Annotated in this window: 27 protein-coding genes and 5 pseudogenes; 10 read left to right on the plus strand and 22 right to left on the minus strand. The window is 32.5% G+C overall.

Annotated elements, in window-relative coordinates; all coding sequences use genetic code 11:
• The first annotated feature begins 4 nt into the window (after positions 1-4).
• Together HVS_RS10840 and HVS_RS10845 are read left to right on the plus strand one after the other, a co-directional pair.
• The gene (locus HVS_RS10840; RefSeq protein WP_101302241.1) at positions 5-562 is read left to right on the plus strand and encodes an imm11 family protein; all 558 of its coding nucleotides are present in this window, start codon (positions 5-7) and stop codon (positions 560-562) included.
• 21 nt (positions 563-583) lie between these two features.
• Positions 584-1,099: a hypothetical protein gene (locus HVS_RS10845; RefSeq protein WP_101302243.1), complete on the plus strand. Its 516-nt coding sequence runs from the start codon at positions 584-586 to the stop codon at positions 1,097-1,099.
• A 155-nt stretch (positions 1,100-1,254) separates the two neighbouring features.
• Here the strand turns inward: HVS_RS10845 and HVS_RS17850 are convergent.
• Positions 1,255-1,339: pseudogene (locus HVS_RS17850) on the minus strand (hypothetical protein); the annotation flags it as partial.
• A gap of 16 nt (positions 1,340-1,355) precedes the next feature.
• Positions 1,356-1,535: pseudogene (locus HVS_RS10850) on the minus strand (Dabb family protein); the annotation flags it as partial.
• A gap of 245 nt (positions 1,536-1,780) precedes the next feature.
• On the opposite strand from HVS_RS10850, the gene HVS_RS10855 reads away from it, so the two are divergent.
• Positions 1,781-2,167 carry a YbaN family protein gene (locus HVS_RS10855; protein WP_101302248.1) on the plus strand — a complete coding sequence of 129 codons (387 nt, stop codon included), beginning with the start codon at positions 1,781-1,783 and terminating at the stop codon, positions 2,165-2,167.
• 110 nt (positions 2,168-2,277) lie between these two features.
• The gene (locus tag HVS_RS10860) at positions 2,278-2,796 is read left to right on the plus strand and encodes a hypothetical protein (protein WP_101302250.1); all 519 of its coding nucleotides are present in this window, start codon (positions 2,278-2,280) and stop codon (positions 2,794-2,796) included.
• Positions 2,797-2,798: 2 nt separating this feature from the next.
• Here HVS_RS10860 and HVS_RS10865 read toward each other — a convergent pair whose 3' ends face one another.
• From HVS_RS10865 to recG, 4 genes are read right to left on the minus strand one after another with little or no spacing between them, the layout of a single operon-like run.
• Positions 2,799-3,236 (minus strand): ATPase, encoded by a 438-nt coding sequence (locus HVS_RS10865; protein ID WP_101302252.1) that lies wholly within the window; start codon positions 3,234-3,236, stop codon positions 2,799-2,801.
• Between the two features lie 20 nt (positions 3,237-3,256).
• Positions 3,257-3,739 carry a pantetheine-phosphate adenylyltransferase gene (gene coaD, locus HVS_RS10870; protein ID WP_101302254.1) on the minus strand — a complete coding sequence of 161 codons (483 nt, stop codon included), beginning with the start codon at positions 3,737-3,739 and terminating at the stop codon, positions 3,257-3,259.
• A gap of 55 nt (positions 3,740-3,794) precedes the next feature.
• Positions 3,795-4,358: a 16S rRNA (guanine(966)-N(2))-methyltransferase RsmD gene (gene rsmD, locus HVS_RS10875; RefSeq protein WP_101304246.1), complete on the minus strand. Its 564-nt coding sequence runs from the start codon at positions 4,356-4,358 to the stop codon at positions 3,795-3,797.
• Positions 4,359-4,418: 60 nt separating this feature from the next.
• The gene (gene recG / locus HVS_RS10880; RefSeq protein WP_101302256.1) at positions 4,419-6,497 is read right to left on the minus strand and encodes an ATP-dependent DNA helicase RecG; all 2,079 of its coding nucleotides are present in this window, start codon (positions 6,495-6,497) and stop codon (positions 4,419-4,421) included.
• Positions 6,498-6,774: 277 nt separating this feature from the next.
• Between recG and rpmB the strand changes: the two genes are divergently transcribed.
• On the plus strand, positions 6,775-6,963 hold the full coding sequence (gene rpmB / locus HVS_RS10885; RefSeq protein WP_101302259.1) for a 50S ribosomal protein L28: 189 nt from the start codon (positions 6,775-6,777) through the stop codon (positions 6,961-6,963).
• A 266-nt stretch (positions 6,964-7,229) separates the two neighbouring features.
• Here the strand turns inward: rpmB and HVS_RS10890 are convergent, their stop codons facing one another.
• The 8 genes from HVS_RS10890 to HVS_RS10925 all read right to left on the minus strand — a co-directional run bounded on the left by HVS_RS10890 (position 7,230) and on the right by HVS_RS10925 (position 16,646).
• Positions 7,230-8,966, minus strand: a complete 1,737-nt coding sequence (locus HVS_RS10890) for a sensor domain-containing diguanylate cyclase (protein WP_101302261.1) — start codon at positions 8,964-8,966, stop codon at positions 7,230-7,232.
• Between the two features lie 57 nt (positions 8,967-9,023).
• Positions 9,024-9,674 carry an endonuclease III gene (gene nth / locus HVS_RS10895; RefSeq protein ID WP_101302263.1) on the minus strand — a complete coding sequence of 217 codons (651 nt, stop codon included), beginning with the start codon at positions 9,672-9,674 and terminating at the stop codon, positions 9,024-9,026.
• Positions 9,675-9,766: 92 nt separating this feature from the next.
• Positions 9,767-11,233: a glycogen synthase GlgA gene (glgA, locus tag HVS_RS10900; RefSeq protein WP_101302265.1), complete on the minus strand. Its 1,467-nt coding sequence runs from the start codon at positions 11,231-11,233 to the stop codon at positions 9,767-9,769.
• 161 nt (positions 11,234-11,394) lie between these two features.
• The gene (locus HVS_RS10905) at positions 11,395-12,309 is read right to left on the minus strand and encodes an HD-GYP domain-containing protein (protein ID WP_101302267.1); all 915 of its coding nucleotides are present in this window, start codon (positions 12,307-12,309) and stop codon (positions 11,395-11,397) included.
• A gap of 229 nt (positions 12,310-12,538) precedes the next feature.
• Positions 12,539-14,134: a S1C family serine protease gene (locus tag HVS_RS10910; RefSeq protein ID WP_235827693.1), complete on the minus strand. Its 1,596-nt coding sequence runs from the start codon at positions 14,132-14,134 to the stop codon at positions 12,539-12,541.
• A 113-nt stretch (positions 14,135-14,247) separates the two neighbouring features.
• Positions 14,248-15,741: a sensor histidine kinase gene (locus HVS_RS10915; RefSeq protein WP_101302269.1), complete on the minus strand. Its 1,494-nt coding sequence runs from the start codon at positions 15,739-15,741 to the stop codon at positions 14,248-14,250.
• Positions 15,741-16,427 (minus strand): response regulator transcription factor, encoded by a 687-nt coding sequence (locus tag HVS_RS10920; RefSeq protein WP_101302272.1) that lies wholly within the window; start codon positions 16,425-16,427, stop codon positions 15,741-15,743. Before HVS_RS10920 ends, HVS_RS10915 begins: the two co-directional genes overlap by 1 nt.
• Positions 16,428-16,457: 30 nt before the next feature.
• The gene (locus HVS_RS10925) at positions 16,458-16,646 is read right to left on the minus strand and encodes a hypothetical protein (RefSeq protein ID WP_101302274.1); all 189 of its coding nucleotides are present in this window, start codon (positions 16,644-16,646) and stop codon (positions 16,458-16,460) included.
• Between the two features lie 341 nt (positions 16,647-16,987).
• Between HVS_RS10925 and HVS_RS10930 the strand changes: the two genes are divergently transcribed.
• Both HVS_RS10930 and HVS_RS10935 read left to right on the plus strand, forming a co-directional pair.
• Positions 16,988-17,371: an OadG family protein gene (locus HVS_RS10930; RefSeq protein ID WP_101302276.1), complete on the plus strand. Its 384-nt coding sequence runs from the start codon at positions 16,988-16,990 to the stop codon at positions 17,369-17,371.
• Positions 17,372-17,447: 76 nt separating this feature from the next.
• Complete coding sequence (locus tag HVS_RS10935; protein WP_101302279.1) at positions 17,448-18,626, plus strand: sodium ion-translocating decarboxylase subunit beta; 1,179 nt, start codon at positions 17,448-17,450, stop codon at positions 18,624-18,626.
• A gap of 85 nt (positions 18,627-18,711) precedes the next feature.
• Here the strand turns inward: HVS_RS10935 and HVS_RS10940 are convergent, their stop codons facing one another.
• Entirely contained in the window at positions 18,712-19,356 is a 645-nt protein-coding gene (locus HVS_RS10940) for a bifunctional 4-hydroxy-2-oxoglutarate aldolase/2-dehydro-3-deoxy-phosphogluconate aldolase (RefSeq protein WP_101302281.1), read from the minus strand.
• 72 nt (positions 19,357-19,428) lie between these two features.
• A complete protein-coding gene (locus tag HVS_RS10945) occupies positions 19,429-19,863 on the minus strand; it encodes a Fur family transcriptional regulator (RefSeq protein WP_101302284.1) in 435 nt (144 codons plus the stop codon).
• Between the two features lie 257 nt (positions 19,864-20,120).
• On the opposite strand from HVS_RS10945, the gene HVS_RS10950 reads away from it, so the two are divergent.
• The 3 genes and pseudogenes from HVS_RS10950 to HVS_RS10955 form a co-directional block, all read left to right on the plus strand.
• Positions 20,121-21,356, plus strand: coding sequence for a cofactor-independent phosphoglycerate mutase (locus HVS_RS10950; protein ID WP_101302286.1), 1,236 nt, complete (start codon positions 20,121-20,123; stop codon positions 21,354-21,356).
• 59 nt (positions 21,357-21,415) lie between these two features.
• Positions 21,416-21,547 (plus strand): annotated as a pseudogene (locus HVS_RS17855) (IS256 family transposase); the annotation flags it as partial.
• Positions 21,548-21,607: 60 nt separating this feature from the next.
• Positions 21,608-22,207, plus strand: a pseudogene (locus HVS_RS10955) (IS256 family transposase); the annotation flags it as partial.
• A gap of 41 nt (positions 22,208-22,248) precedes the next feature.
• Here HVS_RS10955 and HVS_RS10960 read toward each other — a convergent pair.
• The 6 genes and pseudogenes from HVS_RS10960 to HVS_RS10980 all read right to left on the minus strand — a co-directional run bounded on the left by HVS_RS10960 (position 22,249) and on the right by HVS_RS10980 (position 26,672).
• Entirely contained in the window at positions 22,249-22,494 is a 246-nt protein-coding gene (locus HVS_RS10960) for a hypothetical protein (RefSeq protein WP_101298598.1), read from the minus strand.
• 401 nt (positions 22,495-22,895) lie between these two features.
• Positions 22,896-23,876: a recombinase family protein gene (locus tag HVS_RS17230; protein WP_242971549.1), complete on the minus strand. Its 981-nt coding sequence runs from the start codon at positions 23,874-23,876 to the stop codon at positions 22,896-22,898.
• Between the two features lie 141 nt (positions 23,877-24,017).
• Positions 24,018-24,416, minus strand: a pseudogene (locus HVS_RS17235) (recombinase family protein); the annotation flags it as partial.
• 215 nt (positions 24,417-24,631) lie between these two features.
• Complete coding sequence (locus tag HVS_RS10970; RefSeq protein ID WP_101302290.1) at positions 24,632-25,207, minus strand: 5-formyltetrahydrofolate cyclo-ligase; 576 nt, start codon at positions 25,205-25,207, stop codon at positions 24,632-24,634.
• A gap of 13 nt (positions 25,208-25,220) precedes the next feature.
• Complete coding sequence (cobT, locus tag HVS_RS10975; protein WP_101302292.1) at positions 25,221-26,279, minus strand: nicotinate-nucleotide--dimethylbenzimidazole phosphoribosyltransferase; 1,059 nt, start codon at positions 26,277-26,279, stop codon at positions 25,221-25,223.
• A gap of 93 nt (positions 26,280-26,372) precedes the next feature.
• Positions 26,373-26,672: a hypothetical protein gene (locus HVS_RS10980; protein WP_101302294.1), complete on the minus strand. Its 300-nt coding sequence runs from the start codon at positions 26,670-26,672 to the stop codon at positions 26,373-26,375.
• Positions 26,673-26,752: the final 80 nt, after the last annotated feature.

Here is a 26,752-nt window from a genome sequence, read left to right on the forward strand (position 1 = left end):
TGCTATGAAAAAATATTATACAATAGAATCCAATGCGTGGGATAGAAACTCCGAGATAAGGCTTGGACCTGTTCCTACAGCCATTGACAAAAGAGCATACTTATTTGATGAATGGCAGTATATAAATGATCAAGAAGAATTTATATATTTTGAAAAATTAGGCAAAGAAATGCCGGACATTTATACATACAATCTACCCCTTGTTTCCGCAAGGCTTAAGGATATTTTAGATGATGCAGGGGTAAACAATGTTTTTTATAAACCAATTTATTTATATAATGATGCCGATGAAACACACCTGTATTATCTTATGCTTGTAAGACCCTTAAACTGTGTTGTATGGGAAAAAAGCAAACATACGGTATCGGAATTTTCCGGACTTAAGAAGATTGTAGGAAGCTTTGTAATAAACGACAGAGAGGTGGGCAATTATAAAATATTTAAAATAAAAGACATATTAAACAGGTTTTGGGTTGTTAGTGAAGAAATTAAAGAAAAGATAGAAAGAGCCGGTTTGGTGGGAATAAAACTGTTAGGATTGCCGGAGTATTATGGTTTATAGGGTTTACAGGAGGCAGTTTATATGAAGGACTATTATATTTTAAAAAGTGACAAAAGAATATCCGATGCCATACAAATTAAAGGCACAAATAAAGTTATAAATATTGATTATGTGAAAACAAATCGTTTACAGTTTATTGATCCAGATCCTGTAGTGTTTTATATCGAAGATAAGGGAATATACCCTGATTTTATTGAAGAACCGCTGCCTTTAATTTCAAACAGGTTTTGGACAGTATTAAATGAAATGAAAGTAAAAAGCATATTTTTTAAACCTGTTTGTCTGACGGATGTAAACAAGATGACATCCCATTTTTATTGGCTGATTGTACCCGATAAAATTAACTGTCTGTCTAAAAATTCAGAGTTTTACAAAAACGGCACACTAAAAACCCTTAAAATCGACAGGGAAAAGGCAGGTTATTATAAAGTATTTAAAGTTAACGGAATATTGGAGGACTATATTATAGTGGATGAAGACGTTGTAAATGCATTAGAAATAGATTATAGATGTATTTTTACTAAAGTTTTTAAGTAATTCCTCCTGTTTAACCTAAATTACAACCAATTCAACTTAAAAAAATAGGCTGTGCAGAAAGTCTAACCCCTCCTGCAACAGCCCTGTTATTTTAATTTATTCTGGTATAATTAGCTTGTTTCTTTCCTCTAAAGTTTTAATGTCATTTGCCTTAATCATCTTATCCTTTGAAAATAGCAGTGCCTTGTGGTTTCTCAAAAGCTCGGAATCTGTCTCGCTGTCACCTATAATTTCAGAAAACGCAAGTCAAATGTCTCAAAACTACATCTGCACTATTTTCAGTTTTTGAAAAATCTATTCCTACCTCAATTTTTAAAATTCCCGGAATTTTATCTTTTAATGATTCAAGTTTTTCTTTTATTATTTGTGCGTTTTTCTCTTTTGTATTTCCACAAGCATATTCTTTTAGTTTCCACATTACAATATGCTTAACCATAACTTATTCTCCTCCCGTTAATTGAAGTTTCCACCCAATCTTTATTTTTTAATTTTATCCCACATTAAATGTTTTAGCAATAATCTTGATAATGTAATACATTTATGGTATTTTAACTCTTATAAGTTAGCTATAATAAAGGTCAATAGAAATTTTACCCATTTTAAAAAAGTTTTTGCCATGAAAAATATGTAGTATAATATAAATATAGCTTTAACATAACTAAAACAAATGTGGTAAAAAGGGTGGTAAAAATAAAAAGTACATCAAGAAAAATATTAATTGCCATAGGAACGGTTTGCGTAGTACTGGGAGTAATTGGTATTACCTTGCCTATATTCCCAACAACGCCGTTTTTGTTGGTTGCTGCCGTTTGTTATATGAAAAGCTCAAAAAAATTTTATAATTGGTTAATTAACCACAAAGTATTAGGAAAGTATGTTAATGATTATATGGAAAAAAAAGGACTTACCCTTAAAACTAAAATAACATCCATTTCTTTTTTTTGGATTGGGACAGGTACTTCAACTATAATTTTTGTTCCTTATCTTTGGGCTAAAATTTTAATTTTTGCAATATTAATAATTGTAACCATGTATATTATGTTAAAGGTTAAAACCATTAAATGTTAAATCAATGTTCAGGAAAAATTCCATAACCCCGTATTAAAATGATTTAAAAATTAAAATTTGGAATAAAATCCACCTCTCTTTAATAGATAACTATAGAGGTGATTTTATTCATGTTTAAAATTAATAAAAAACAGCTGAAAATCTATACTTCTCTTGCTTTATTTGTATTTTGTATGATTTCAATTATTTATAATGCTGTAAATACAGATAAAACAAATAGATTTAATAAGCAATCTGCTTTTGCATTTATAAACTTTGCAATTTCACTTAATGAAGAAAGTAAAAATATTGAAATTTTTGATATAGATAAAGGGCAGGTAATTAAATCACTATCTGTAAACAATATAGTTCACAATGAAGCAATTGAGTATTTAAAGAGTATAACAGGTATGTATCCTAAAGTAAATGCAATTCCCAATAAAGGATACATCATAAGAATACCCTTAGAACCATCGGTGTTTGTAAAAAACAAGTGGATTGATGGAACTTTAAATGAAATTTATGTAATATTTCCCTCTAAGGAGGATAGCCCGTATCTTCTGGTTCTTGATGACAAACAAAGACCTTTATTTTTTAATTTTAATGCTAATACAGATACTTTACTAAAAAATTTAGATTTAGAACTATAAGATTATTTTAACTCTTCTCTATTAGACCTTATCACTTGAAGAGTTTCCAATAAAATTTCCTCCACTTTATTTAAAACACTGTCTGCATATTCTCTTGTACCAAGCCTTATTTCTTTGGCATTTTTTTGAGCATTAGACACAATCTCATTAGACTGCTCATATGCCCTTTTTGTTATTTCATGTTCATCTACTAAAGATGAAATTTTGTTCTCCGCATCTTTAATTATTTCATTAGCTTCCTTCTGGGCTTCAAGAAGAATTCTCTGTCTTTCTTCCTTAACCCATTTAGCCTGTTTAATATCATCAGGAAGTTTAAGCCTGATCTCCTTGATAATTTCAAGGATTTCTTCTTTGTCTATCATACATTTGCCTGAAAAAGGTACAGATACACTCTTTTCCACGAGGTCTTCTAATGTTTCCAAAATCGAAAGTATCTCCATCTGCGTCCCTCCTATTTTTCTCAGTTACTTCTGAGTCTTTTTAGTACTTTATCTATTATACAGTCAGGAACAAGCCCGTCAATATTGCCGTTATGCTTCGCCAACTCCCTGACGGAGCTTGAGCTTAAAAATGAATAATTTATATTTGTCATCATAAATAAAGTCTCAACATTATGATCAAGCTTTTTATTCAGAAGAGCCATTTGAAGCTCATATTCAAAATCAGACACAGCCCTTAAACCTTTTACAATAACCGTGGCATTCTTTTTTTTCATAAAGTCTATTAAAAGACCTGTAAAACTTTCAACTTCAACATTGTCAATGCCTTCTACGGCACACTCTATTAATTCCACCCTCTCTTCAAGCGAAAAAACAGGTTTTTTACTGTTATTAACTAAAACTGCCACTATTAGCTTGTCACATAACTCAGACGCCCTTTTAATAATATCTAAATGGCCGTTTGTTATAGGATCAAAACTCCCCGGATATACAAATATTCTCACTTTCATTACCTTCCATTCTTTTTTGTAATAAATAAATTGTCAGCAAAATCAGCTGTCATCTATAAAAAGATACAGCGGTATCTCCATACTTTTGATACCGGAATCTTTTTAAATGTCCCGCTTCCTGGGGCACTTCATCTTTTAAGTCATGTTCTGCTATAATTATCCCGTCCTGTTCTATTATATCACTTTCTACTAAACATTTTAAGGTTTTCTCTACAAGATTTTTATTATATGGAGGATCTAAAAATATAATATCAAATTTTCTGCTTTCTTTAGAAAGCTTATCCAGGGCAGTAAATACATCCATAGCCATAACAGATGACTTCTCACTAAGTTTAGTATGAAGAAGATTGTGTTTTATTGTCAAAATACATTCCCTGCTTTTTTCAACAAACAAGGAAAAAACTGCCCCCCTGCTTAATGCCTCAATCCCTAAATTACCGGTTCCTGAATATAAATCAAGAACCCTTGCCCCGGCTACAAAACCTGATATTATATTAAAAACCGATTCCTTAACTCTGTCAGCAGTTGGCCTTGTCTCTTTTCCGCCAATAGTTTTTAATTTATGTCCCTTAGCACTTCCCGAAATTACCCTTAATATGACCCTTTCCTCCATTTTCATTTCTATAATGTTATTTTATACTATCATATATCATTGTCAACCATTATAAAACATTTAATTTAAACTTAATATATTTATTTTATCCCCAAATTCATTTATTATCTTCTTTTTTAATAAAAAATGTTCCTCCATTATAAAGTCCGGGTCTCTATTTATAAGCTCTAAAGCGGCTTCCTGAGCCTTTTTTAAAATATCCATATCACTGTATAAATTGGCTATTTTAAGCTGGGGAATACCATGCTGCCTGGTTCCAAAAAACTCACCAGGCCCCCGTATTTCCAAATCTTTTTGGGATATTACAAAGCCATCATTGTTTTCTTTTATTGCCTTCATTCTTTCCTTTGCAACTTTACCTTTTCCCTCATTATATAAAATACAATAGGACTGGTGCTCGCTTCTTCCAACCCTGCCCCTTAATTGATGGAGCTGGGACAAACCAAACCTTTCAGAATTTTCAATAACCATTACCGCCGCATTAGGGACATTTACCCCAACTTCAATAACAGTTGTGCTGACTAATATATCTATTTCTCCTTTTAAAAAACTCTCCATCACACTATCTTTTTGTTTTGGGCTGATTTTTCCATGGATGAGTCCTACATTCAAGTCCTTAAAATCTTCTTTTTTAATTTTTTCAGCCAACTTTTCTGCTGATTTTAAATCCATTGAATCAGACTCTTCAATTAAAGGGCAAACGATGTAAGCTTGTCTTCCTTCTAAAACCTTTTTTCTTATAAAATTATTTACCCTGTCTCTCATACTGCTATTTACAACATAGGTTTCAACAGGTTTTCTCCCCGGAGGCAGCTCATCAATAATAGATATATCCAAATCCCCGTACAAAATAAGTGCCAAAGTTCTTGGTATAGGTGTGGCTGTCATTACAATCATATCAGGGTTGTCCCCTTTATTTGAAAGCGTTGCCCTCTGTCTTACACCGAAACGGTGCTGTTCATCTGTTATAACAAGCCCTAACCTGGAGAATTTCACATTGTCCTGTATAATAGCATGGGTACCTACAACCACATCCGTCCTTCCCTCTTCAATATCCTTTAATATTTCTTCCCTTTCCCTTGTTCTTTGGCTTCCCACCAGTAAATCAACCTTTATTCCTTCTTTTAAAAATAAATGCTGTATAGTTTCAAAATGCTGTCTTGCCAAAATTTCCGTAGGCACCATCAATGCTCCCTGATACCCGTTTATCACTGCTTTATAAAGGGCAATGACGGCAACAATGGTTTTGCCTGAACCCACATCCCCCTGAACAAGCCTGTTCATCACTTTGTCACTTTCCATATCTCTTTCTATTTCATCAAACACTTTTCTTTGTGCATTTGTAAGATTAAAACCTATATTATTTATAAATTTTTCTATCTTTTCTCTGTACCCTTTAAATTTAATAGCCTTTTTATCCTTGGCTAATGTGTTTTTTATAGATAAAAGGGCAAGCTGCAGCAAAAAAAGCTCTTCAAATACCAGTCGGTAGCGGGCTTTTAAAAAATCTTCATTGCTTTTTGGAAAATGGATATTAAAAATAGAATAATCTAAATCTAAAAGATTATATTTTCTTTTTACCCACTCCGGAAGAACTTCTTCAAGCTTCCCAAAAGCTTGCTCTAAAGCAGCTTTAATTGAAGACCGGATGATGTTCTGGGTCAGCCCTTTTGTAGATGGATAAACAGGCACAATCCCCATTAACTTATCTTTTTTATTCTCTTCTTCATAAATGGCATTTTGAATTTCAAGACCGGTATTTTTTTTTAAAACCGTCCCGTAGAAAATATATTTTTCGCCTGGTCTGAAGACATTCTTTATAAAATGCTGGTTGTACCAAACTGCCGTAATTTTCCCTGTATCATCTCCTATACTGACCTCATAAATACTAAGATTTTTTCTAATGTGCTTTTCTCTTACCTTTGAATCTATAATACCAATAAAAGTACACCTTTCTCCGTCTTCTAATTCGGCAATTTTTTTTACACAGCTTCTGTCTTCATAATCCCTGGGAAAATAAAATATTAAATCCCCAACATTAAAAATACCCAGCTTATTAAAAAGCTTTGCACGTTTAGCCCCTATACCTTTAACAGAAGTTATACACTTACTGAATATATCACCCAATATATCACTCATAACTTTTCACATACCTTTATTTTTAACTATAATTATAATATATCAGGTATTTAGTTGCAAAACTTCAATTTAAATTTAAAGGATTTATAGGTTCTTCCTATTATAATTAATTTATACTACCAATGTTAAACTATATTCTTCTACTTTTCAATAAAATGAACCAGATTTTTTTAAAAAAGCTTGCGGTGAAACCAAAATATATGTTAAAATAGGTGTTGGTTTATTTTAATTCAGTGTATAAATATTTCTCCAGGATTAAAAGGAGGTGTAAATATAAATGGCTAAATGCGATGTATGCGATAAAGGAAAACATTTTGGTTCAAAGGTGAGTCACTCAAACAGGAAGACTAACAGGGCTTGGAAACCAAATATAAGAAAGGTAAAAGTTGTTGATAAGGGTACTTCAAAAACAATAAACATATGTGCAAAATGCTTGCGTTCAAATAAGGTTACAAGAGCTGTGTAGTGCTTGTATTATAACCTGAAATCAACAAATATAATCTTTAATTTAAAAAAGTGTATCCTTTTTTAAGTGATACACTTTTTTAAGTTGTAATTTCTAATAAATAAATCAGTCCATTTTAAATACCCGCCTTATGATGTTACCAAGAAACTTTGGCATTTTTACAACTAATATTCTCATACACCACTCCTCCTAGTACAGGAATTTAAACCCATCACTACATAATATACAAAAAAGCTTTTTTTTGTGATTCTCCTGCACTAAGACATTTATAATACTTCACTTTTTTCTCTGCAAGCTAATTTAACACAATTCCTGCCTGCCTCTTTTGCACGATATAATGCATCATCTGCCGTTTTTATAAGTTCTGATTCACTGGAGGCAAAATGCGGATAGCAAGATATGCCAAAACTCACAGTAACAGATGCAGATACCAGTTCATCCCTGATGGTGGTTTTTTCAAGTTTTTCCCTAAGCTCTTCAACTGTTTCTGCAGCTGTTTCTATATCTGTTTTAGGAAACAGTATTATAAATTCCTCTCCCCCGAATCTTGCAAAAATTTCCCCGCTTCTCAAAGAGTTTTTAATAACAGCTGCAATATGCTTTAAAACTTTATCTCCAAATAAATGCCCATAAGTATCATTGAATTTTTTAAAATGATCTATATCAAAAATTGCAAGAGAAAGTGAGTAATTGTTTTTTCTTGCAGCTTCAAACTCTTCTTCAAGCTTTTTCTGGAATGAAAGCCTGTTATATATTTTTGTTAAGTTGTCAAAAGTAGCTATCTCATTCATCCGTTCATATAATGCAGCATTTTCCAATGCTATTCCCACTTGTTTCCCAATAAGATTCATAAGCCTTAAATTATTATTGTCAAATGCATTTGCTAATTTATGCTCAATTAAAACAAGTCCCATCTTTTTAGTCTCTGTAGCATTCTGGGTTTTGTCAAATTTCTTTGGTGTTGTTATAAGGGGTATACAAATTAATGAATTGATACCTCTGTTTTTAACAAAAGGATATTCTTCCGGGTCTACAAAATTTTCAATTACAGGCTTTCCGCTGTTTAATGAATCTAATAAAATTTTACAATTAATGTTATCGTTTATAATCATAAGCTCCTTTTGGTCAATTATATTTGTGGTGTGAATTTTAAATATATTCTTGTTTTCATCATACATCAAAATGGTGGAGTACTTTACTCCCATTACCCCTATAATTATGTCATTAACATTTTGCAAGAGTTTTTCTATATCAAAAATAGAATTTATAACTTCTGAAATCTGCTGTACAGTATATAATTCTGCCAGGCTCTCTGTCAGCTTTCTGTTTGTATCTTCCATCTTTAAATTTGTATCCCTTAATTTCTCATTTTGATTTTTTATTTCTTTTTGTGCATCTTCCAGCTGCTTATATCTGTCGGTAAGCTCAGAAAGCAGCATTTTATTTTGCTGCTGGCTTTCATAATTATCTTCATGTATTTTCCCGCATAGTTCTGAAAATATAAAAAGTATAGCATGTAAGAAAACTATTGTTGAAAAGTAAAAATAAATGCCACCAATTCCAATTCCACCGCTAGAATATATTTTTAATCCTTGAAATACAACTGCTGATATTAAAGAATATACCAGAAAATATCTTACCTTTCCCTTTCCCATTTCCAATGTTATTATGAGGACAGGGAATACAAGTAGTATATACACCCACTGCTGAAAACCAAAAATAATAACTGAAGCTAAAATATACGAAATTTCCAGCAGCCTCAGTAAATTATACATAGGTCTGTTGTAAAACATATCTTTTTTTAAAAGATATATTTTGCATAAATTAAACATTAATATGGCAATTAAGAAAATAACAGTGCAAATAGAGCATATGCCGTTAAGGGTAATTATTTTTGCATTTACTAAAAAATTATCTCTAATTACCATTTGAATAAATGCAAGTAATATAAAAACCCATGTTAAATTAACATATACTCTTTCGTATTTATTGATTTTATTCATGAATACACATCCTTGTATAGTTGACTTTAATCCATTGCTTTTTAATAAGTATCTTATTTATTGGATATTTTCTTTTTGACTTTGGCCAAAATTACAATATTCTAAAATGTTACAGTTTTTGCAATCCGGCTTCCTTGCCTTGCACACACTGCGACCATGAAACACCAATTGATGTGAGAATTTTGTCCAGCTTTCTTTTGGAACAATTTTCATTAAATCAAATTCAATTTTCTCAGGATCAGTATTGCAGCTAAGACCTATCCTGTTGCTTAACCTCTTTGCATGAGTATCAACAACAATACCCGGGATTGCAAATGCATTTCCTAAAACAACATTTGCAGTTTTCCGTCCTACTCCCGGAAGCTTTAATAAATCCTCTAAATTATCCGGTACTTCACCATTGTGCTTCTCAATTAAAATCCTGCAGGTTTCTTTAATGTTTTTTGCCTTATTTCTAAAAAAACCTGTGGACCTTATATCATTTTCCAGCTCTTTTAAATCTGCATTGGCAAAATCATGTGCATTTTTATATTTTTTGTATAGTTTTTCAGTTACAATATTTACTCTCTCATCTGTACACTGGGCTGCCAGCTGGGTAGATATAAGTAGCTGTAAAGGATTTTTATAGTCCAGGGTACATTTTGCATCTTCATAATCATTATCGAATATTTGCATTATTTTTTTTACTCTTTCTTTTTTCTCCACTATAATTTCTCCTTACGTATTTTACAAAAAACTTAATAAATATAATATCTGTTTTTGCCAATAAATACATTAAACAAAACTAAATAAATTTAATTTTATTTATCTTTATTAATTATATTTTCATATAGTTTCAAATACTTTTTAGCAGATCTTTCCCATGAAAAATCCAGTTTCATGGCATTTGCTACCAGGGTATTCCACTTTTCTTTGTTTTCATTATAGAATTTTATACTTCTTTTAATTGTCCTTATCATTTCTTCTGCACAAAACTCTTTAAATGTAAAACCATTGCCCTTTTCTTTATCCTTTTCAATATCAATTACCGTCTCCGCCAATCCCCCTGTTTCACTAACTATTGGAATTGTACCATATCTAAAACTTATCATCTGACCCAAACCACAGGGTTCAAAGCGTGAGGGCATCAGGAATAAATCACTGCCGGCATAGATTTTATTTGCCAGGGTTTCATTAAAACCTATATTCACTGACATTTTTTCAGGGTATTTTTCCTGTAATTCTAAAAATGCCTTTTCATAGCGTTTTTCTCCTGAGCCAAGGAGTATAAATTGCAGTTCACTTTTCATCATTTCATCAATTACATCAATTATAAGGTCTAGTCCCTTTTGATGAACCAGCCTTGAAATTAAACCAATCAAAGGTACGTCTCTTTTTGGTAAGCCTACCTCTTTTTGCAGTGCATACTTATTATCCTTTTTATATTTTATAGTATTTTCATTATAATTTTTATAAATATATTCATCTGTTTCAGGATTAAAAACTTCATAATCTATTCCATTTAGAATACCGAAAAGATCCTCTTTTCTGCTTCTCAATAGTCCTTCAAGTTTTTCTCCGTACTCAGGGGTCTGGATTTCTTTTGCATATACTTCACTTACAGTGTTTATAGCATCTGCATATACCAGCCCTGTTTTCATAAAACTAAACATACCGTAAAATTCAGTTTTTTCCGGTACAAACAGCTCATCCGTCATGCCAAACAGGGTTAAGGTTTTCCTAGAAAAATCACCCCTGTACTGAAGGTTATGAATTGTAAATAATGTCTTTATATCCTTGTAAAATTCGTCTTTTTTATATTTTTCATTTAAAAGCATACATATAGGTCCTGTATGCCAGTCATTACAGTGTATTATATCAGGTTTGAAACCAATTTCAGGCAGCATTTCCAAAACAGCTTTGCAAAAAAAGGCAAAGCGCTCTTCATCATCATAATAGCTATATATATTCTGCCTATTAAAGTAGTGATAATTATCTATAAAATAAACAGGAATAGTTTTATTTTTGCCGCCGTTTTTAAAACTGATTTTCCCCTCTTTTATAATACAAGTCTCAAGCCTTGGTCCAATCTCAACGGGAAAATCCTTAATGTATTTCATACCTGATTCTATATTTTTATAACGGGGCATAGCCACCCTTATATCACATCCCGCCAAAGCCAAAGACTTAGGCAAAGAACCTGCTACATCTGCCAATCCCCCTACCTTTGCAAAAGGAAAAACTTCAGCTGAAACAAATAATATTTTTTTCTTTCTTCTCCGGCTCATTATTTACCTCCATTATGTCATTCTTAAACGGACACTTTACTTATTTTAATAATCCCCTCCAAAAATAATGTCCTTAATTTAAACATATGTTACTATTCAAATAAATTATCATAATTTAAATGCACTTTCAATACCTTTTCTCCATTGTTTCCGCTATTGTTTCAATGTTTTTTTACGATATTATCATATACGGTATTGTCATATTGTATTTTTTTCTCACCATCCATCAAAAATAAAAACATATCCACTATATCAGGATCAAATTGGGTTCCCTTGCACCTTTCTAATTCCGCCATTGCATCTTCTACTTTCATCCCTTTTCTGTAAGGTCTGTCACTTGTCATTGCATCAAAAGCATCTGCTACACACATTATTCTTCCAAAAATACATATTTCCTCGCCTTTTAACCCATTTGGATACCCTTTTCCATCATACCTCTCATGATGCTGTAATATCCCGTTTAAAGCTTTACTTAAAAATTTAACGTCTTTTAGAATATTATATGCAATTTCCGGATGTTTCTTTATTTCTTCAAACTCCTCCTTAGTCAAACTTCCGTTTTTATTTAAAATATTAGTTGGCACCCCTATTTTTCCTATATCATGAAGTATCGCCGCATATCTTAAATCTTCTATCTCTTCATTACCCAATCCTAGTACCCTGGCAACTTCGCAGGATATTTCCATAACTCTCTGACAGTGTCCCCTGGTGTACGCATCCATTGCCTCAATGGAATTTGCCAGTGACATCACCGTCTGGAGGTATCCATACTGCATTTCATTAAAAAGTTTTTTAAGTTCCTCGTTTTTTTGATTAAGTTCTTTTTTCGTCTGGTCTAATTCTTTAATGTAGGCAGTTAAAGCATTATCCTTAACTTCATATATTATATTGGGGCTTTTTATATACTTATTATTGCTTGGTTTAACAGATAATAGTGTAAAAATTCCGGTGGCTAAAACAGCAAAGGCTATGGCAATGTATGCAAAGTCTGAAGTTTTTATAAATTTTACTAATGCATAAACTAAAACTAAGCCCGTCAGGACATAATTTATATATTCTATAAATCTTTTTTTCATGAATTGCCTCCCAATAAAAGATAATAATACCAGATATGAATTGCAAGATGTAACATTTAATGTGATAATTTGATTGTCAATATATATATTCTATATAATTTCTCAAAATCCTTCATAATAAATTGTTTCAAAAAAAACCCCTTCCTTAGGTAAAAAGAAGGGGCAATTTTATAAAGCAGAATATGTGCTAAAAAGGCTTAAATATTTAGTTTTCCATTTTAAAAAGAGATCATCCTTTTTCCTCGCCTATTTCCAGTTCAAGCTCTATTGTCTTGCCATCTCTGTAAATTTCAACTGTGACAATGTCACCCGGCTTATACTTATCCCTCTCGTTATTTAGCTCTTCTAAACTCTTAACCCGCACTCCGTTAAATTTGGTAATTATGTCCATTCTCTTTATTCCGGCTTTATGAGCTGCACTGTATAGTGTAACTTCATCTACCAAAACTCCCATCGGCAAATTATTTCTCTTTGCAACTTCTTCTGTATATCTGGTTTCAACCATAATTCCTATTAATGGTCTTCCTTTTACATAATTATACTCAATAAGGCTGTCTGTAATTTCTTTAGCTTTATTTACAGGTATTGCAAATCCTAATCCTTCATAATCATATCCACCTATTTTTGCCGTATTTACTCCAATAAGCTGACCTTTTGAGTTTACAAGTGCTCCACCGCTATTACCCGGATTAATGGAGGCATCTGTCTGTATAAGTTTCATGTACCTGTCATCTGCAATAGGTATTGTCCTGTTAAGCCCGCTAATAACCCCTACTGTAACAGAACCCATGTACTCTAAGCCCCCGGGATTACCTATTGCAACTGCAAGCTCACCTACTTTTACTTCATCTGAATTACCAAATTCAACTACAGGTAAATTGTTCTTTTCAATCTTTAGTACTGCCAAATCCGTTTTACTGTCCCTTCCTACAACTTTTGCCGGATAAGCTTTTTCCCTTTCATTAGGAAGAATAACTTCTATTTTAGCACCCTGTGCAATTTCATTTGATGAACCCTCTAAAGCACCTTCTATAACATGGTTATTTGTCATTATATAGCCATCACTTCTAATTATGATACCTGAACCCTGCTCTGTAGTCTCCCTTGTGCCAAAGAACCAGAAATCCCCTTGAAGCTTCTGTGAAGTAACACTAATACCCACAACTGAAGGTCCTACCTTTTCTGCTATGGCAACAACAGGTGATTCAGCGCTTTCAACAACGACCTTTCTATAATAATCTGACTCTAACCTTTTATCTAAATCTAAATTTGTTGCACTTTGAGCTGTATCGTCCCCACTGCTAAAAATAGATTCTATATCCGGCCTTACAGGGTTTTTAGAAAGCCGTGTAAACACAAAGCCTGATACTGCTCCTCCAAGAAGGGAACTAATTATTGCAACAACAATCATCTGCATTAAAACAGGGCTTTTTTTATTTTTAGGCTTGGTATAACTTTCACTATAAAAAGGAGATTCTTTTAAATGCTCTTCTGAACTGTAATGACCATATTCTTCATTTGCATGACTATTTTCACTGTTTTCCTCTAAATAACTTCCATATGCATTATAAATGTTTGCATCATAATCTTCACTGCTATTCTCTTCATGGTCTTCAATATGGTTTTCATTTAGTTCTTTTTCACTTTCCTTTTGTAAATGACTTTCAAAGGAATTATACTTTTCATATTCACTATAAACTCCATCATTCTCTTTTAAATAACTCTCATTTAAATGATTTTCATTCAAAGGGTCCTTATTCAAATGGTTTTCATTATTTTCTTCCATATCATCAAACCCGCCACTGTACCTGATATAATCATCCATAACTAAACACTCCTTTCATTGTATATTATTAGCCAAATAACTTTGCTAATTATATTGTATAAAAGGAATTTTAAAAAGCTATGAATAATTTGTTAATAATAATTAAGTTTTCTCTACTTTACACTAATACCTCTGTTAAGGGTAAAACTAAATTTTGTGCCTTCCCCCAATTCACTTTCAACCCAGATTTCCTGCTTGTGTTCTTGTATTATGTTTTTTACAATGGCAAGTCCCAGTCCTGTTCCTTTTTTTTCAATGCCCCTTGATTTATCAGACTTATAAAATCTTTCCCATATTAAATCAATTTCATCTTCACTTATTCCAATTCCATTATCCTCAACAGAAACTAAAATCTTGTCTTTATAATATTTTGTAGTTAAAATTATTCTTCCCTCTTCTGCTACAAACTTAACTGCATTGTAAATAAGATTTAATATAACCCTTTCAATGGAATCCACATCCCCTTCTGCAAACATATCTTCCTTTTCAAAATTAGCCTTTACAAAAATTTTCTTTTTAATTATATGACTTTGCATTTTTATAATGCTTCTTCTGATAAGTTCATTGATGTTAAAACTTACCATATGCAATTCCATCTCTCCAGATTCCATCCTTGCCAAATCAAGGAGATCCGTTGTAAGCCTGTTAAGCCTCATTGTCTCATCTTTTACAATATTAAGATAATCACGGTGTTTTTCTTCCGGTATTGTACCGTCTAATATCCCTTCTATAAACCCGCGTATAGATGTCATGGGGGTTCTTAATTCATGAGATACATTGGCAATAAAACCTCTTCTCATTTCTTCAATTTTCTCTAAGGCACTGGCCATATTGTTAAAACTATCAGCCAATTCGCCAATCTCATCACTTGATGATATATCAAGTCTTTTTCCAAATTCCCCGTTTGCAATAAGCTTTGCTGCCTCATTAATTTTTTTAAGAGGGCTTGATAATCTCAATGAAAATATGTATATAAGAATAACAGATATGATAACTGAAACAATTACTGAAAAGATAAAAAAATTAAAAACAACGGTTCTTGCCCGTTCAACTTCAGGAATAGGGGTGTGAAGATAAACAGCCAGTACAACTTCCCCGTCAATTATTAAGGGTCTTGCAACTGTCAGCCAGGAAACACCTGTTTCTTTAAACAAACCATAAAAATCCCCTCTTTCCCTTATATAATCCTCATTCCCCTGCATAACCCTGTGATACTGCCTTTCGTCAGGCAACCTGAATATCCCGCCTTCATACAGCTTACTTACTATCTCATCCCCCAGCCTGTCTGTTCCCACACTCTCAAGGATTTTTCCATCAGGGGATACTATCCATATAATTGAATCTGTATTGTAGCTAAAAGTTTTTAAAAGTTCTTCAAAATAGTATCTATGTAATCTATGTATTGCTATATTTCCGGTGTTTGAATTCTCATTTACATAAATTAAATAATTATTTATAATGCTGGCACTTTCATTCAATTCATATTCTTTTTCCTGGGAAACAAAATTACCTAAAAAAAAGTACAGCATTACGCCTGTTATGGATGTGCTTATAAGCAAAATTACTATAAAAATTACCACTATTTTGCTAAACAACGTTTTTAACATTATTTCACCTCAAATTTATATCCCACACCCCATACAGTTTTTAGCTGCCAGCACTGACCCTCCTGGTCAATTTTCTCCCTTATTCTTTTTATATGAACATCCACCGTTCTTGAATCCCCATAAAAATCAAAACCCCACACATGCTCTAAAAGCTGCTCCCTGGTAAAAACCTTATTAGGATGCGATGCCAAAAAGAAAAGCAGCTCCAGTTCTTTTGGCGGAAGTTCCAGTTCTTTGTCATTTATTTTGAGGGTATAATTTGATTTATTAATAACAAAGTTTGGATATACCACCTCTTTTGAATCTATATCTTTATTATTGTATCTTCTTAATATAGCCTTCAGCCTTGCAACCAGCTCCTTTGGTTCAAAAGGCTTGACTAAATAGTCATCTGCCCCAAGTTCTAAGCCCAGCACCTTGTCAAATGTCTCTCCTTTTGCTGATAACATCATTATAGGAATGTTGCTTATTTTTCTTATTTCCCGACACACCTGCCATCCATCTGCTCCCGGGAGCATAATATCCAGCACTACTATATTAGGTGCAAAACTTTTAAAAACTTCCAAGGCTTTAATTCCGTCATAAACTGTAGCTACTTCAAAACCTTCTTTTTCCATATATAATTTTATAAGCTCACATATGTTAACATCATCATCAATTATAAGAACCTTTGTTTTGCTGTGCATTAGCTCACCCCGCTATATAAATAAAGTTGCTTAGTTTAGAATTTCTGTACGGACAGGCAAACTGTTCAACACAATATTTTGTATTTTTATCTCTTCCTGTATTTTTTTCTGTTCTTCTTTTAATTCACTAACAGCAACATTAAGTTTTTCATTCTCTTCAATTAAAATCTGTATCATTTTTTTAAGCTCGTTAAGTGTAGTCTTTTCCTGTTGTTTCATCATTGTAACCCCCCAATATATGTGATATATGTAGAAAATATAACTTATAAAACTTACTGTACCAAACTAAAGCTTATTTCTAATACATGACATTAATGCAATATTTAAATAATATATCACTTAGCTTGAATAATACTACAACAAAAAAGTTTTGTAAATACATTTAATATTATTATACCACAAATTACTTCAATAAATCTTATTTTTAGTGTTGCCTTTAATTCATGCCTTTCATACCTTTGCAGGATAGTAAAATGGCACATTTTATATTGACTTAAAACTTTTATTGTGTTATTTTTAACATTGGACTATTAAATTAGATTTTAGGGGGTGTTTAAGCGTTGGCAGATTGGGAAACATTGAAATTTGCTTTTACCATAACTCTTATAGGAACATCAATTGTTTTTTTATCACTAATAGTTCTATGTGTATTGATGAGTTTTTTCCCATTACTTAATTATAAAAGAAAAAAAACATCTGATACCGTTGAAGAAATTTCTGATGAATCTTCCTATTTAGAAATTGAAGAAGATGATTTTATTGATGATTCATCTGATTACTCATCTGACAATTCTCTAATTGCTGTTCTAACAGCTGCCGTTACGGCATATATGGGAAGCAGTTCAGATGTAAAAGTAAGGGTTACTTCTTTTAAGCGCATTCCCCAAACCTCTCCGGTTTGGAATACAGTAAGCAGAAGTGAGTATATATCAAATAAATTATAAAATTTTTTTTTAAAAAATTTATATAAGTTTTTTAAAAGTTAAGTAAAAAAAGTAACAAAAAAAGGATGAATTGCACATGTTAAACGACTTTATTAATATTATTGGGGATATTATATCAAAATCCGGATTTGTAATAGGAGAATACAGACATTTTATAATGATTTTTATATCATGCGTATTATTTTACCTTGCTATAGCCAAGGAATATGAGCCGCTTTTACTGCTTCCAATAGCTTTTGGTATGCTTTTAACCAATTTGCCCGGTGCAAACTTATACCATCCGGAACTGTTTATTACTGAAAGCGGCAAAATTGATTTAATTGAAGTTTTTAATAAGGGAGGACTTTTGGACTTTTTATATTTAGGAGTTAAATTTGGAGTTTATCCCCCTCTTATATTTTTGGGCATAGGGGCAATGACTGATTTTGGTCCTCTTTTATCAAATCCAAAAAGTATACTTTTGGGTGCAGCAGCTCAAATTGGTATTTTTGTAACATTTATTTGTGCCCTGCTCCTTGGTTTTAGCGAAGAAGTGGCTGCAGCAATAGCAATTATAGGTGGGGCTGACGGTCCAACAGCAATATATGTAACAACCCAGTTAGCTCCTAAAATGTTAGGTCCTATAGCCATAGCTGCATATTCATACATGGCTTTGGTTCCTATGATTCAGCCTCCTATTATGAAGCTGTTTACAACTAAGAAGGAAAGAGAGACTGTGATGGGTCAGTTGAGGACTGTATCTAAAAGGGAAAAAATTATATTCCCTGTAGTTGTTACAATTCTTATTTGCTTATTCCTTCCGGATGCTGCTCCTCTTGTAGGGATGCTGATGCTTGGAAATTTATTTAGAGAAAGCGGCGTAGTTGAGAGAATAAGCAAAACAGCAGAAAACGAATTAATTAATATTATAACTATATTCTTAGGTCTTTCTGTAGGAGCTACTGCTACAGCAGAAAACTTTTTAAACCGTCAGACTCTGTTTGTTATTTTCCTAGGCTTGGCTGCATTCTCTTTAAGTACAGCATTTGGTGTGTTATTTGGTAAAATCATGTACTATGCTACCGGTGGCAAAGTTAACCCTCTTATTGGTTCTGCCGGAGTATCTGCAGTTCCAATGGCAGCAAGGGTATCACAGAAAGTAGCTTCAGAATCAAACCCTGGAAACTTCATACTCATGCATGCCATGGGACCTAATATAGCAGGGGTAATTGGCTCTGCAGTAGCCGCAGGTATATTCTTAGCTGTTTTTAGATAACACTTTTAAAAGGCGTTTTGGTTTAGCTAAAAAAATCACCTTTTTAACTTTAGCAAAAAGGTGATTTTTTTATTTTTATTTTAGTTTAAACTATGCTGTTTATTATTTCAATATATTTTTTAGCTTCCTCTGTTATGGCACGGTAATTGCCCTCTTTAATAAAACGTGGGTTTACCAGATTCTTCCCTACACCTATTCCAAAGGCTCCTGCCCTTAAAAAGCTGTAGGCATTACTTAAATCTATTCCTCCCACTGCAAACAACAATTGATCTCCAAAAGGGCTTTTAATTTGTCTAAAATAGTCAGGAGTAACTGATACCGCTGGAAATATATTAATAAAATCCGCTCCGCTTTCCTTTGCAGATATTATATTTGTAGGCGTTAGTGCTCCCGCAATACATACCTTATCAATTCCTTTAATCTCATTTATTAAATCTTCATCTGAATGTATACAGCTTATAAACTGTGCCCCGGCAACAGCAGCGCTATGAGCCTGCTGGCTATTCATTACAGTACCTGCACCACATACTATCTTTCCACCCATATTGCTTTTTCTTATTTTAGTGATACTCTTTAGGGAATCTTCATTTTGAAGTGTTATCTCCACCACCCTTATTCCCCCGTCATAAAGGGCTTTTATTGTATCTTCAATGTACAAACTGCCAACACCTTTCACAATTGCAATCATTCTGTACCTTTTAATCCATTCTGCTATTTTTTCTTTTATCATGTTATCACCTCATAAGCAAGTATTTTTAGCCTCTGTATTAAATTTTATATTATATCCTTACTAAAATCATTCTTATTCTTTTGAACAATCTTCACAGTAGCCATAAAATTTAACTTTGTGGTCCACTACTTTGAATTTGTTCTTTCTAAGAATCTGTTCTTCAAGATTGTCCAATAAATCTTCCTGAACTTCAAATATTTTTTTACAACCCATACAAATAAGATGATGGTGACGGTGATCTTCTTTTTGATTATTAAGTTCATATCTTGTTAACCCATCGTCGAGATTCAGCTTGTAAACAAGACCCATATCATCTAAAAGAAGAAGTGTTCTATAGACTGTTGCAAGACCTATTTCTGGCTGGGTTTCTTTTACAAGATCATAAATTTCCTCCGGACTCAGGTGCTCACCATCGTGTTTTGCTATTATATCCAAAACTGCCTGTCTTTGTGGTGTAAGTTTATATCCCCGTTCTTTTAGCATTTTTTTAAAATCAATGGAATTCATTTTTTGTATCACTCCTAATAAACTTATAGCAGTTTTGCTACTTTTATTATTCACCTTTAATTCGCCTATAAAACTATTATAAATTAATATTTAAAGGTATGCAATTTTTTCTATGCATATATTTTTAAATCTGCTATAATAAAATAGTATTCACATTACAAAAACATACTAAATAATATAGGAATAAGCCTTATATAGATGTTTTTAAAATGTGAAAATTTTTTTAATAAATATAATTAAAAAGGAACTGATAATGTATGAAATATGTATTAATTTTAGGGGATGGTATGTCAGATTACCCTATAGAACAATTAAATAATAAAACACCTTTGCAATGTGCTAAAAAGCCCAATATTGATTTTTTAGCCCAAAATGCTGAAGTTGGCATGGTTAAAACGGTGCCGGAAGGCTTACCTCCCGGAAGTGATGTAGCCAACCTTTCGGTTATGGGATATAACCCTCTTATGTATTATACAGGAAGGTCACCTTTAGAAGCTGTCAGTATGGGAATTAAATTATCCGCTACTGATGTAACATTAAGGTGCAATTTAGTTACCCTTTCCCATGAAGGGGAATATAAAAATAAAGTGATGGTGGACTACAGCTCTGATGAAATAAGTTCAGAAGAAGCCAAAATACTTATAGAAGAAATAAACACACATTTTAAAACAGACAAAATTTCCTTTTACCCTGGAATAAGCTACAGACACTGTATGGTTTGGGATTGGGGCTTTACAAATTTAAATTTGACACCCCCCCACGATATATTAGATAAAAAGATAGGAAACTACCTTCCTGAAAATAAAATGATTTTGGATATGATGGTTAAAAGCTATGATATATTAAAAGACCACCCGGTAAACAAAAAGAGAATCTCTAAAGGACTTAAACCTGCCAATTCAATATGGCTATGGGGGGAAGGTAAAAAACCTAATCTTCCTAAGTTTTATGATATGTACAAAATACAGGGCTCTGTTGTATCCGCCGTTGACCTTATTAAAGGAATAGGAATTTTAGCAGGGCTAAATATTGTAGAGGTGGAAGGAGCTACAGGAAATATCCACACTAACTTTAAGGGTAAAGCTTTAGCAGCACTGGAACAGTTAGAGTCAGGACGTGATTTTGTATACCTTCACATAGAAGCTCCTGATGAGTGTGGGCACAGGTATGAAATAGAGAATAAAGTAAGAGCTATAGAATTAATAGATGAAGAGGTTGTTGGCACAATTTTAAATGGGCTTCAAAAATACCATGATTATAAAATTTTAATTCTTCCTGACCATCCTACCCCACTATCACTAAGAACCCATACATCAGAGCCTGTACCATATTTACTTTATCAAAAATCCAAAAGTAAAAAATCCGGCCTTACCGGGTATGACGAGGTGCAGGCGGCAAGTACAAATAATTATATTGATGAAGGTTATAAGCTTATGAAATATTTTATTTTAAATGACAAAAGCGAGAATGTAACAAATTTTGTGTATGAATGAATAATTAAATTCCTTCTTGGCAAGAATTACAAACAATAAAAGCTAAGGAGGAATTTTTTATGTCAACATTATCAAAAGAACAGATAAAAGCAATAGTGAAGGGAAATAATTTCCAAAGTGTGACTGATGTCACGAACTATCTTAAAGACATTTTTAAAGACATTATACAAGAGCTTATGGAAGCTGAATTAGAAGAAAAGCTTGGTTATGCTAAGGAAGAACGTAGTGCAAAAAATACCGACAACTGTAGAAATGAATCATCAAAATTCTGGCTTGGTGTAATGAATGATCTTAAAAACAGGGGTGTACAGGATGTAATGCTATTTTGCGTGGATGGACTTACAGGACTGAAAGAAGCTATAAATGCTGCGTTTCCTATGGCAGAAATACAAAGATGCATAATACATCAACTGCGTAATTCCTTTAAGTATGTATCCTGCAAAGACATAAAAGCCTTTAGTAATGATTTTAAAAATGTCTACAAAGCTATTAATGAAGAGGTTGCCTTAGAGAAGTTTTATGAATTAAAAGAAAAATGGGGAAAAAGCTAGCCCTTTGCGATACGGAGCTGGGAAAATAATTGGGATGTACTAAGTCCATTCTATAAATTTCCAGAAGAAATCCGAAAGATTATCTATACAACTAATGTCATTGAAGGATTACACCGGCAGTACCGTAAGGTAACAAAATCAAAAACTATGTTTCCATCAGATGATTCTTTAGAAAAAATGCTATATATGGCTTCAAAAAATGTGATAAAAAAATGGACCCAACGTTATAAAAATTGGGATAGGGTATTGAATCAACTGATAATTCAATACCCAGGACGCCTTGACAATTATGTTAGTTAAAACAGAAAGACAAATAAAGTATTAAGTGTTCCTTGAAAACTTTATATGGCGGTTTTACTATGTTTAATATCTTCCTTTGAATTTTCAAGTACAAGGTATAATTTGTCTGCAGAGTTGACTTTTCCGGAAACACAATATATTTTGTCTCTTTTAAAGACATGTTTTTTCCTGAAGTCATAGAGTAAATAAACCCGGTTAGTGTCAAGATCCTTCATTGTAAAAATATTGTATCTATCTAATTCTTTGCAATTTATCATTACCATGTGGTTAGCACTAAAATTAAACACTGCAAAGCTCCTTCATCATAAAAAATATAGAATCTTATATAGGATTTTATACGCTTCCCTGAAACTTGTATGGTTTCAGCCCGGTTGTAGGTTCCCTGTTGCTTCCCAGCATTGCAGGGTATCGGCAGAGCCGGGCCTCAATAGAATTATTGACAAAAAGCAAATTAAATTAACATTGTACTTTTATGTTTTTACTTTTTTAAATTTGCTAGACAAATAAGTATTGCCAATTATTAAAAAATTTATGTATAAAACTTTAATAATTGGCAAAACTCTATAATGAAAAACAAAATGCAGTTATATATTCTGTAAACTAAAATTAATTAATGTTTCTTGCTGAGAAGGATTTACATAAAATCTAAACCCACAAAATTATTTACACTCCCACAAAAGCTGATTTTTTAAAAGGCATACTCAATTATAACGGCACCACTTTCTCTTATAAACTTTTTCTCCTCATCTGAAATATTTAAATTCCATATTTTTTCTATATACTCTTCCCCTTTTTCAAAAACCACTATTTTATTAATAACCAGCTTTGCCATTTCATGGTTAATTCCCTTTTGGCAAAGATTATTTTTTATAGATTCTAAAAAAACATCTATATCCTTAATTTTAATATTTCTCTTCTCTATATTTTCAATTTCCTTTTTTAAAAGTAAAATATTGTTTTCTGTTTTTTTATTAATTCTCAAAAATAAGTCTTCAGATATTTTCCCTTCAAGCCTGTCTTGGTAAATTATTTCCTGCTGTCTTTTTTTATGCTCAATTTGTTTTTTTAGTGTATCAATTAAAATATCTTTATCGTTTTTTTCTCTGTTTTTGCTTAAAACCTTTATCACATCTTCATCTTTTAAAAATTCAATTAAATCATTTAAAACTATTTCACATAAATCCCTTTCGTTTATATGGTGGCTGGTGCATGAAGACTTTCCAAGCTTACTGTAGCTTCCGCAGATGTAGCCCATAGGCCTTTCTTTCCGCTTTCTTGCATGCATCAGCTTTCCACATCCCCCACAGTACAAAAGCCCTTTAAATGTATGCAGCTTACCTTTATGAGGGGTTAATCTCTTATTTCTATTTTGTCTAATCTCCTGTATTCTTGCATATTCTTCTCTTTCAATAATTGGCTCATGAGTGTTTTTGGTTATTACCCATTTATCCTCCGGAAGCCTTCTTGTCTTTTTGCTTTTAAAGCTTACCTTCTCACTTATCCCCTGTACAGTATCCCCTGCATAGACACTACTGCAAATAATTCTTCTAATTGTTGTAGCATTCCAAGCTCCCCCGCTTGGTGAAGGACATCCCTCTTTGTTTAAAAAATTTGCTATGTAAGAATATCCATAACCTTCCCCATAGAGACTGTATATTTTTTTAACCACTACCGCTTCATCCCTTTTTACAATTAGTTTATTTTTATGGGAGGGGGATTTTTCATAACCATAAGGAGCCTTTCCAATATACTCACCTTTTTCAATTTTAAATCTTAAACTTGCCCTGATTTTTCTGGAAATGTCTTGAATATATCTTTCGTTATACCAAGTCTCAATACCAACTGTCTCATTATCTTTTAAACTGTCATATCTTCCGTCAAAAGTCTTTACCCTTACCCCGTTTTCTTCTAAAAAGTCAAGGAATAAGAGGGTTTTAGCATTATTTCTTCCTAAACGGGATAAGTCTTTTAATACAAGGAGATTTATATTTTTATTTAATACATCCTCCTTTAAAGCTTTTATACCTTCTCTTTCAAAGCCTGCCCCGGATACATTGTCATCTATATATACCCTCTTTATCTCCCCTAAATTATTGGTTTTGACGTATTTTATAAGGAGATCCCTTTGGATTTCAATGGTCTCATAATTTTCTCCCCTGTCGTCCCTGCTTTCCCTTACATAAATAGCTGTTTTATAAAAGTCACATATGGTGCCTCACTCCATTAAAAGCTTTATTAATTTTTTAATGATAATTTCCCTCTCTTTACTTTTATCCTTATATTTTTTTATAACAATTTTGCATTTTAATTTTTTATTTTCCATAGATACCGACTTTTAATAATATGATTTTCTAATTAAATATATGCACTAATTTTTTAATATAAAAATTGTCCCTAAAAATTAGGAACTTATTTAAAAAATCTTTATTTTATTACTCTCTTTTCTGTAACAATCATATCCAGCGGTACATCATGTTCTTCTGCAGGTATATATGGGCAAATTTGAATTTCAAAGGCAATCCCCACCTTATGGCATTCTTTTTTTGTATTTTTCAAAAAAGAATCATAATACCCTGCCCCAAAGCCAATTCTGTTTCTTTTTTCATCAAAAGCAACTCCCGGAACCACAACCATATCTATTATTTTTTCATCAACTTTTCCTGTAAAATTCCCATTTGGCTCTAAAATACCATATGTACCCTTACTTAACTGGTTTTTTATATCTGTTACTTCATAAACTTCAAGGTATCTCCTTTTTGACTTATAAGCAACTTTTGGTAAAAAAACTTTCTTCCCCATTTCAAAACATTTTTCTATTAAAAACTTAGTTGAAACTTCATTGGAAAAATCCATATAAGCCATAATATTTTTACTTTCTAAAAATTCCTCCAGGGTTATTATTTTGTTTGTAATAATTTTGCTTTTTTCAATTACCTCCTCTTTTAAAAGTGCTTTTCTAAGCTCTAGTGCCCTTTTTCTAATTTCTTTTTTACTCTCCAAAAACACCACATCCTCAAACTTGTTCTACATACTGCTCTATGTTAGCATCTTCAAATGTCCCCATATTTTTATACGCATACAAAGCGCATTCAATAATATTAAAAGCCAAAGCCGCCCCTGTACCCTCACCAAGTCTCATACCTAAGTGAAGCATTGGCTTTAGTTTCAGCTCTTCCATTACTTTTTTGCACCCCGGCTCTGCCGAAGCATGGGAAGGAATAATAAAGTTTTTAACCTTTGGCTCTAATTTAACGGCTGCCAGTGCCGCTGTAGCAGATATAAAACCATCTATAACTATTGGAATCCTGTATGCCGCAGCACCAATAAAACAGCCGATAAGACCAGCTAAATCAAATCCCCCAACTTTAGAAATAACATCTATTACATCACTGGCATCAGGCTTATTTAGCCGGATAGCTTTTTTTACAACTTCTATTTTGTTTTTTAAGCCTTGAGAGGAAAGACCCGAACCACAACCCACCATCTCTTCTGCCTCAGCCTTTGTAAGAACAATTGAAACAGCACTGCTTGTAGTTGTATTTCCTATTCCCATTTCACCTGTTCCAAGCAATCCAACACCTTTTTCTTTTAAATCCTTAACTATGGATATACCTGTCTCAATTGCCTTTACAGCTTCTTCCCTGGTCATGGCAGGTCCTTTTGCTATATTCCATGTTCCTTTTCTTATTTTTCTTTTTATTATCCCCTCACATTCAATATCGTCATCAACTCCTATATCTACTACAGCTATATCTGCATCTAAAAATTTAGTAAAAACATTTATACCGGTAATCCCCCTTAAAAAATTCCGGGTTACCGTAGCTGTAACACTTTTAGGACAAGAGCTGACCCCTTCTTCAACAACACCGTTATCTGCACACATAATTATAACGGTTTTTTTATGTACATCAGGAAACATTTCCTCTTTTATACCTACAATTTGCTGTACCAATTCCTCAAGCCTACCTAAACTTCCTAAAGGCTTTGTAAGACTGTCCAGCCTTTTTTTTGCCTTACTCATCAATTCCCTGTCTAAATCCCCTATACATGCCACTGCTTCTTTTAGCACCATATTATTCCTCCCAAATTCAAACAATAAAAAAATTAAATATTATATCTCTATTGTAAAACCATCTTTTTTACAAAACAAATTTATGCACTTTCTTCATATTTCCCCGTTTTCTTTATAATATAAATACAATAATGCTTTAATTATATCATTATAATTCTCATATGTTACCAGATGTACATCGTTCTTGTCAACTTGCACACAGACGGAAATTTTGTGTTTATCGCTGTTATCAATGACGGTGCTTATCATTTCAATAGCATCTAAAGGCTTTTTGTAAACATAAATCCACTGTTCCACTCCATCATCTATATCCAGCTCTTTTTCATAAAACTTTTCTAAGAAACATTTAATTTCACCGGCCTCCCTTGATGATAAGTTTACAGTAACATACATTTAATTACCTCCTATTTTTGTTAAATATCCTACAATCATTACCTTTTATTGTATTTTTAATAATTTACGTCAATACTTTT

Source organism: Acetivibrio saccincola (assembly GCF_002844395.1).
GTDB lineage: Bacteria > Bacillota > Clostridia > Acetivibrionales > Acetivibrionaceae > Herbivorax > Herbivorax saccincola.

What these genes read in the sequence shown, in the direction of transcription:
- rpmB (WP_101302259.1), top strand. Translation starts at nt 6,775, where the DNA reads ATGGCTAAATGCGATGTATGCGATAAAGGAAAACATTTTGGTTCAAAG.
- HVS_RS10865 (WP_101302252.1), bottom strand. Translation starts at nt 3,236, where the DNA reads ATGGAGATACTTTCGATTTTGGAAACATTAGAAGACCTCGTGGAAAAG.
- recG (WP_101302256.1), bottom strand. Translation starts at nt 6,497, where the DNA reads ATGAGTGATATATTGGGTGATATATTCAGTAAGTGTATAACTTCTGTT.
- cobT (WP_101302292.1), bottom strand. Translation starts at nt 26,279, where the DNA reads ATGGTGCTAAAAGAAGCAGTGGCATGTATAGGGGATTTAGACAGGGAA.
- HVS_RS10840 (WP_101302241.1), top strand. Translation starts at nt 5, where the DNA reads ATGAAAAAATATTATACAATAGAATCCAATGCGTGGGATAGAAACTCC.
- HVS_RS10925 (WP_101302274.1), bottom strand. Translation starts at nt 16,646, where the DNA reads ATGAAACAACAGGAAAAGACTACACTTAACGAGCTTAAAAAAATGATA.
- HVS_RS10920 (WP_101302272.1), bottom strand. Translation starts at nt 16,427, where the DNA reads ATGCACAGCAAAACAAAGGTTCTTATAATTGATGATGATGTTAACATA.
- HVS_RS10950 (WP_101302286.1), top strand. Translation starts at nt 20,121, where the DNA reads ATGAAATATGTATTAATTTTAGGGGATGGTATGTCAGATTACCCTATA.
- HVS_RS10890 (WP_101302261.1), bottom strand. Translation starts at nt 8,966, where the DNA reads ATGAATAAAATCAATAAATACGAAAGAGTATATGTTAATTTAACATGG.
- HVS_RS10910 (WP_235827693.1), bottom strand. Translation starts at nt 14,134, where the DNA reads ATGGATGATTATATCAGGTACAGTGGCGGGTTTGATGATATGGAAGAA.
- HVS_RS10945 (WP_101302284.1), bottom strand. Translation starts at nt 19,863, where the DNA reads ATGAATTCCATTGATTTTAAAAAAATGCTAAAAGAACGGGGATATAAA.
- rsmD (WP_101304246.1), bottom strand. Translation starts at nt 4,358, where the DNA reads ATGGAGGAAAGGGTCATATTAAGGGTAATTTCGGGAAGTGCTAAGGGA.
- HVS_RS10915 (WP_101302269.1), bottom strand. Translation starts at nt 15,741, where the DNA reads ATGTTAAAAACGTTGTTTAGCAAAATAGTGGTAATTTTTATAGTAATT.
- glgA (WP_101302265.1), bottom strand. Translation starts at nt 11,233, where the DNA reads ATGAGCCGGAGAAGAAAGAAAAAAATATTATTTGTTTCAGCTGAAGTT.
- HVS_RS10940 (WP_101302281.1), bottom strand. Translation starts at nt 19,356, where the DNA reads ATGATAAAAGAAAAAATAGCAGAATGGATTAAAAGGTACAGAATGATT.
- HVS_RS10980 (WP_101302294.1), bottom strand. Translation starts at nt 26,672, where the DNA reads ATGTATGTTACTGTAAACTTATCATCAAGGGAGGCCGGTGAAATTAAA.
- HVS_RS10935 (WP_101302279.1), top strand. Translation starts at nt 17,448, where the DNA reads ATGTTAAACGACTTTATTAATATTATTGGGGATATTATATCAAAATCC.
- HVS_RS10845 (WP_101302243.1), top strand. Translation starts at nt 584, where the DNA reads ATGAAGGACTATTATATTTTAAAAAGTGACAAAAGAATATCCGATGCC.
- HVS_RS10905 (WP_101302267.1), bottom strand. Translation starts at nt 12,309, where the DNA reads ATGAAAAAAAGATTTATAGAATATATAAATTATGTCCTGACGGGCTTA.
- HVS_RS10860 (WP_101302250.1), top strand. Translation starts at nt 2,278, where the DNA reads ATGTTTAAAATTAATAAAAAACAGCTGAAAATCTATACTTCTCTTGCT.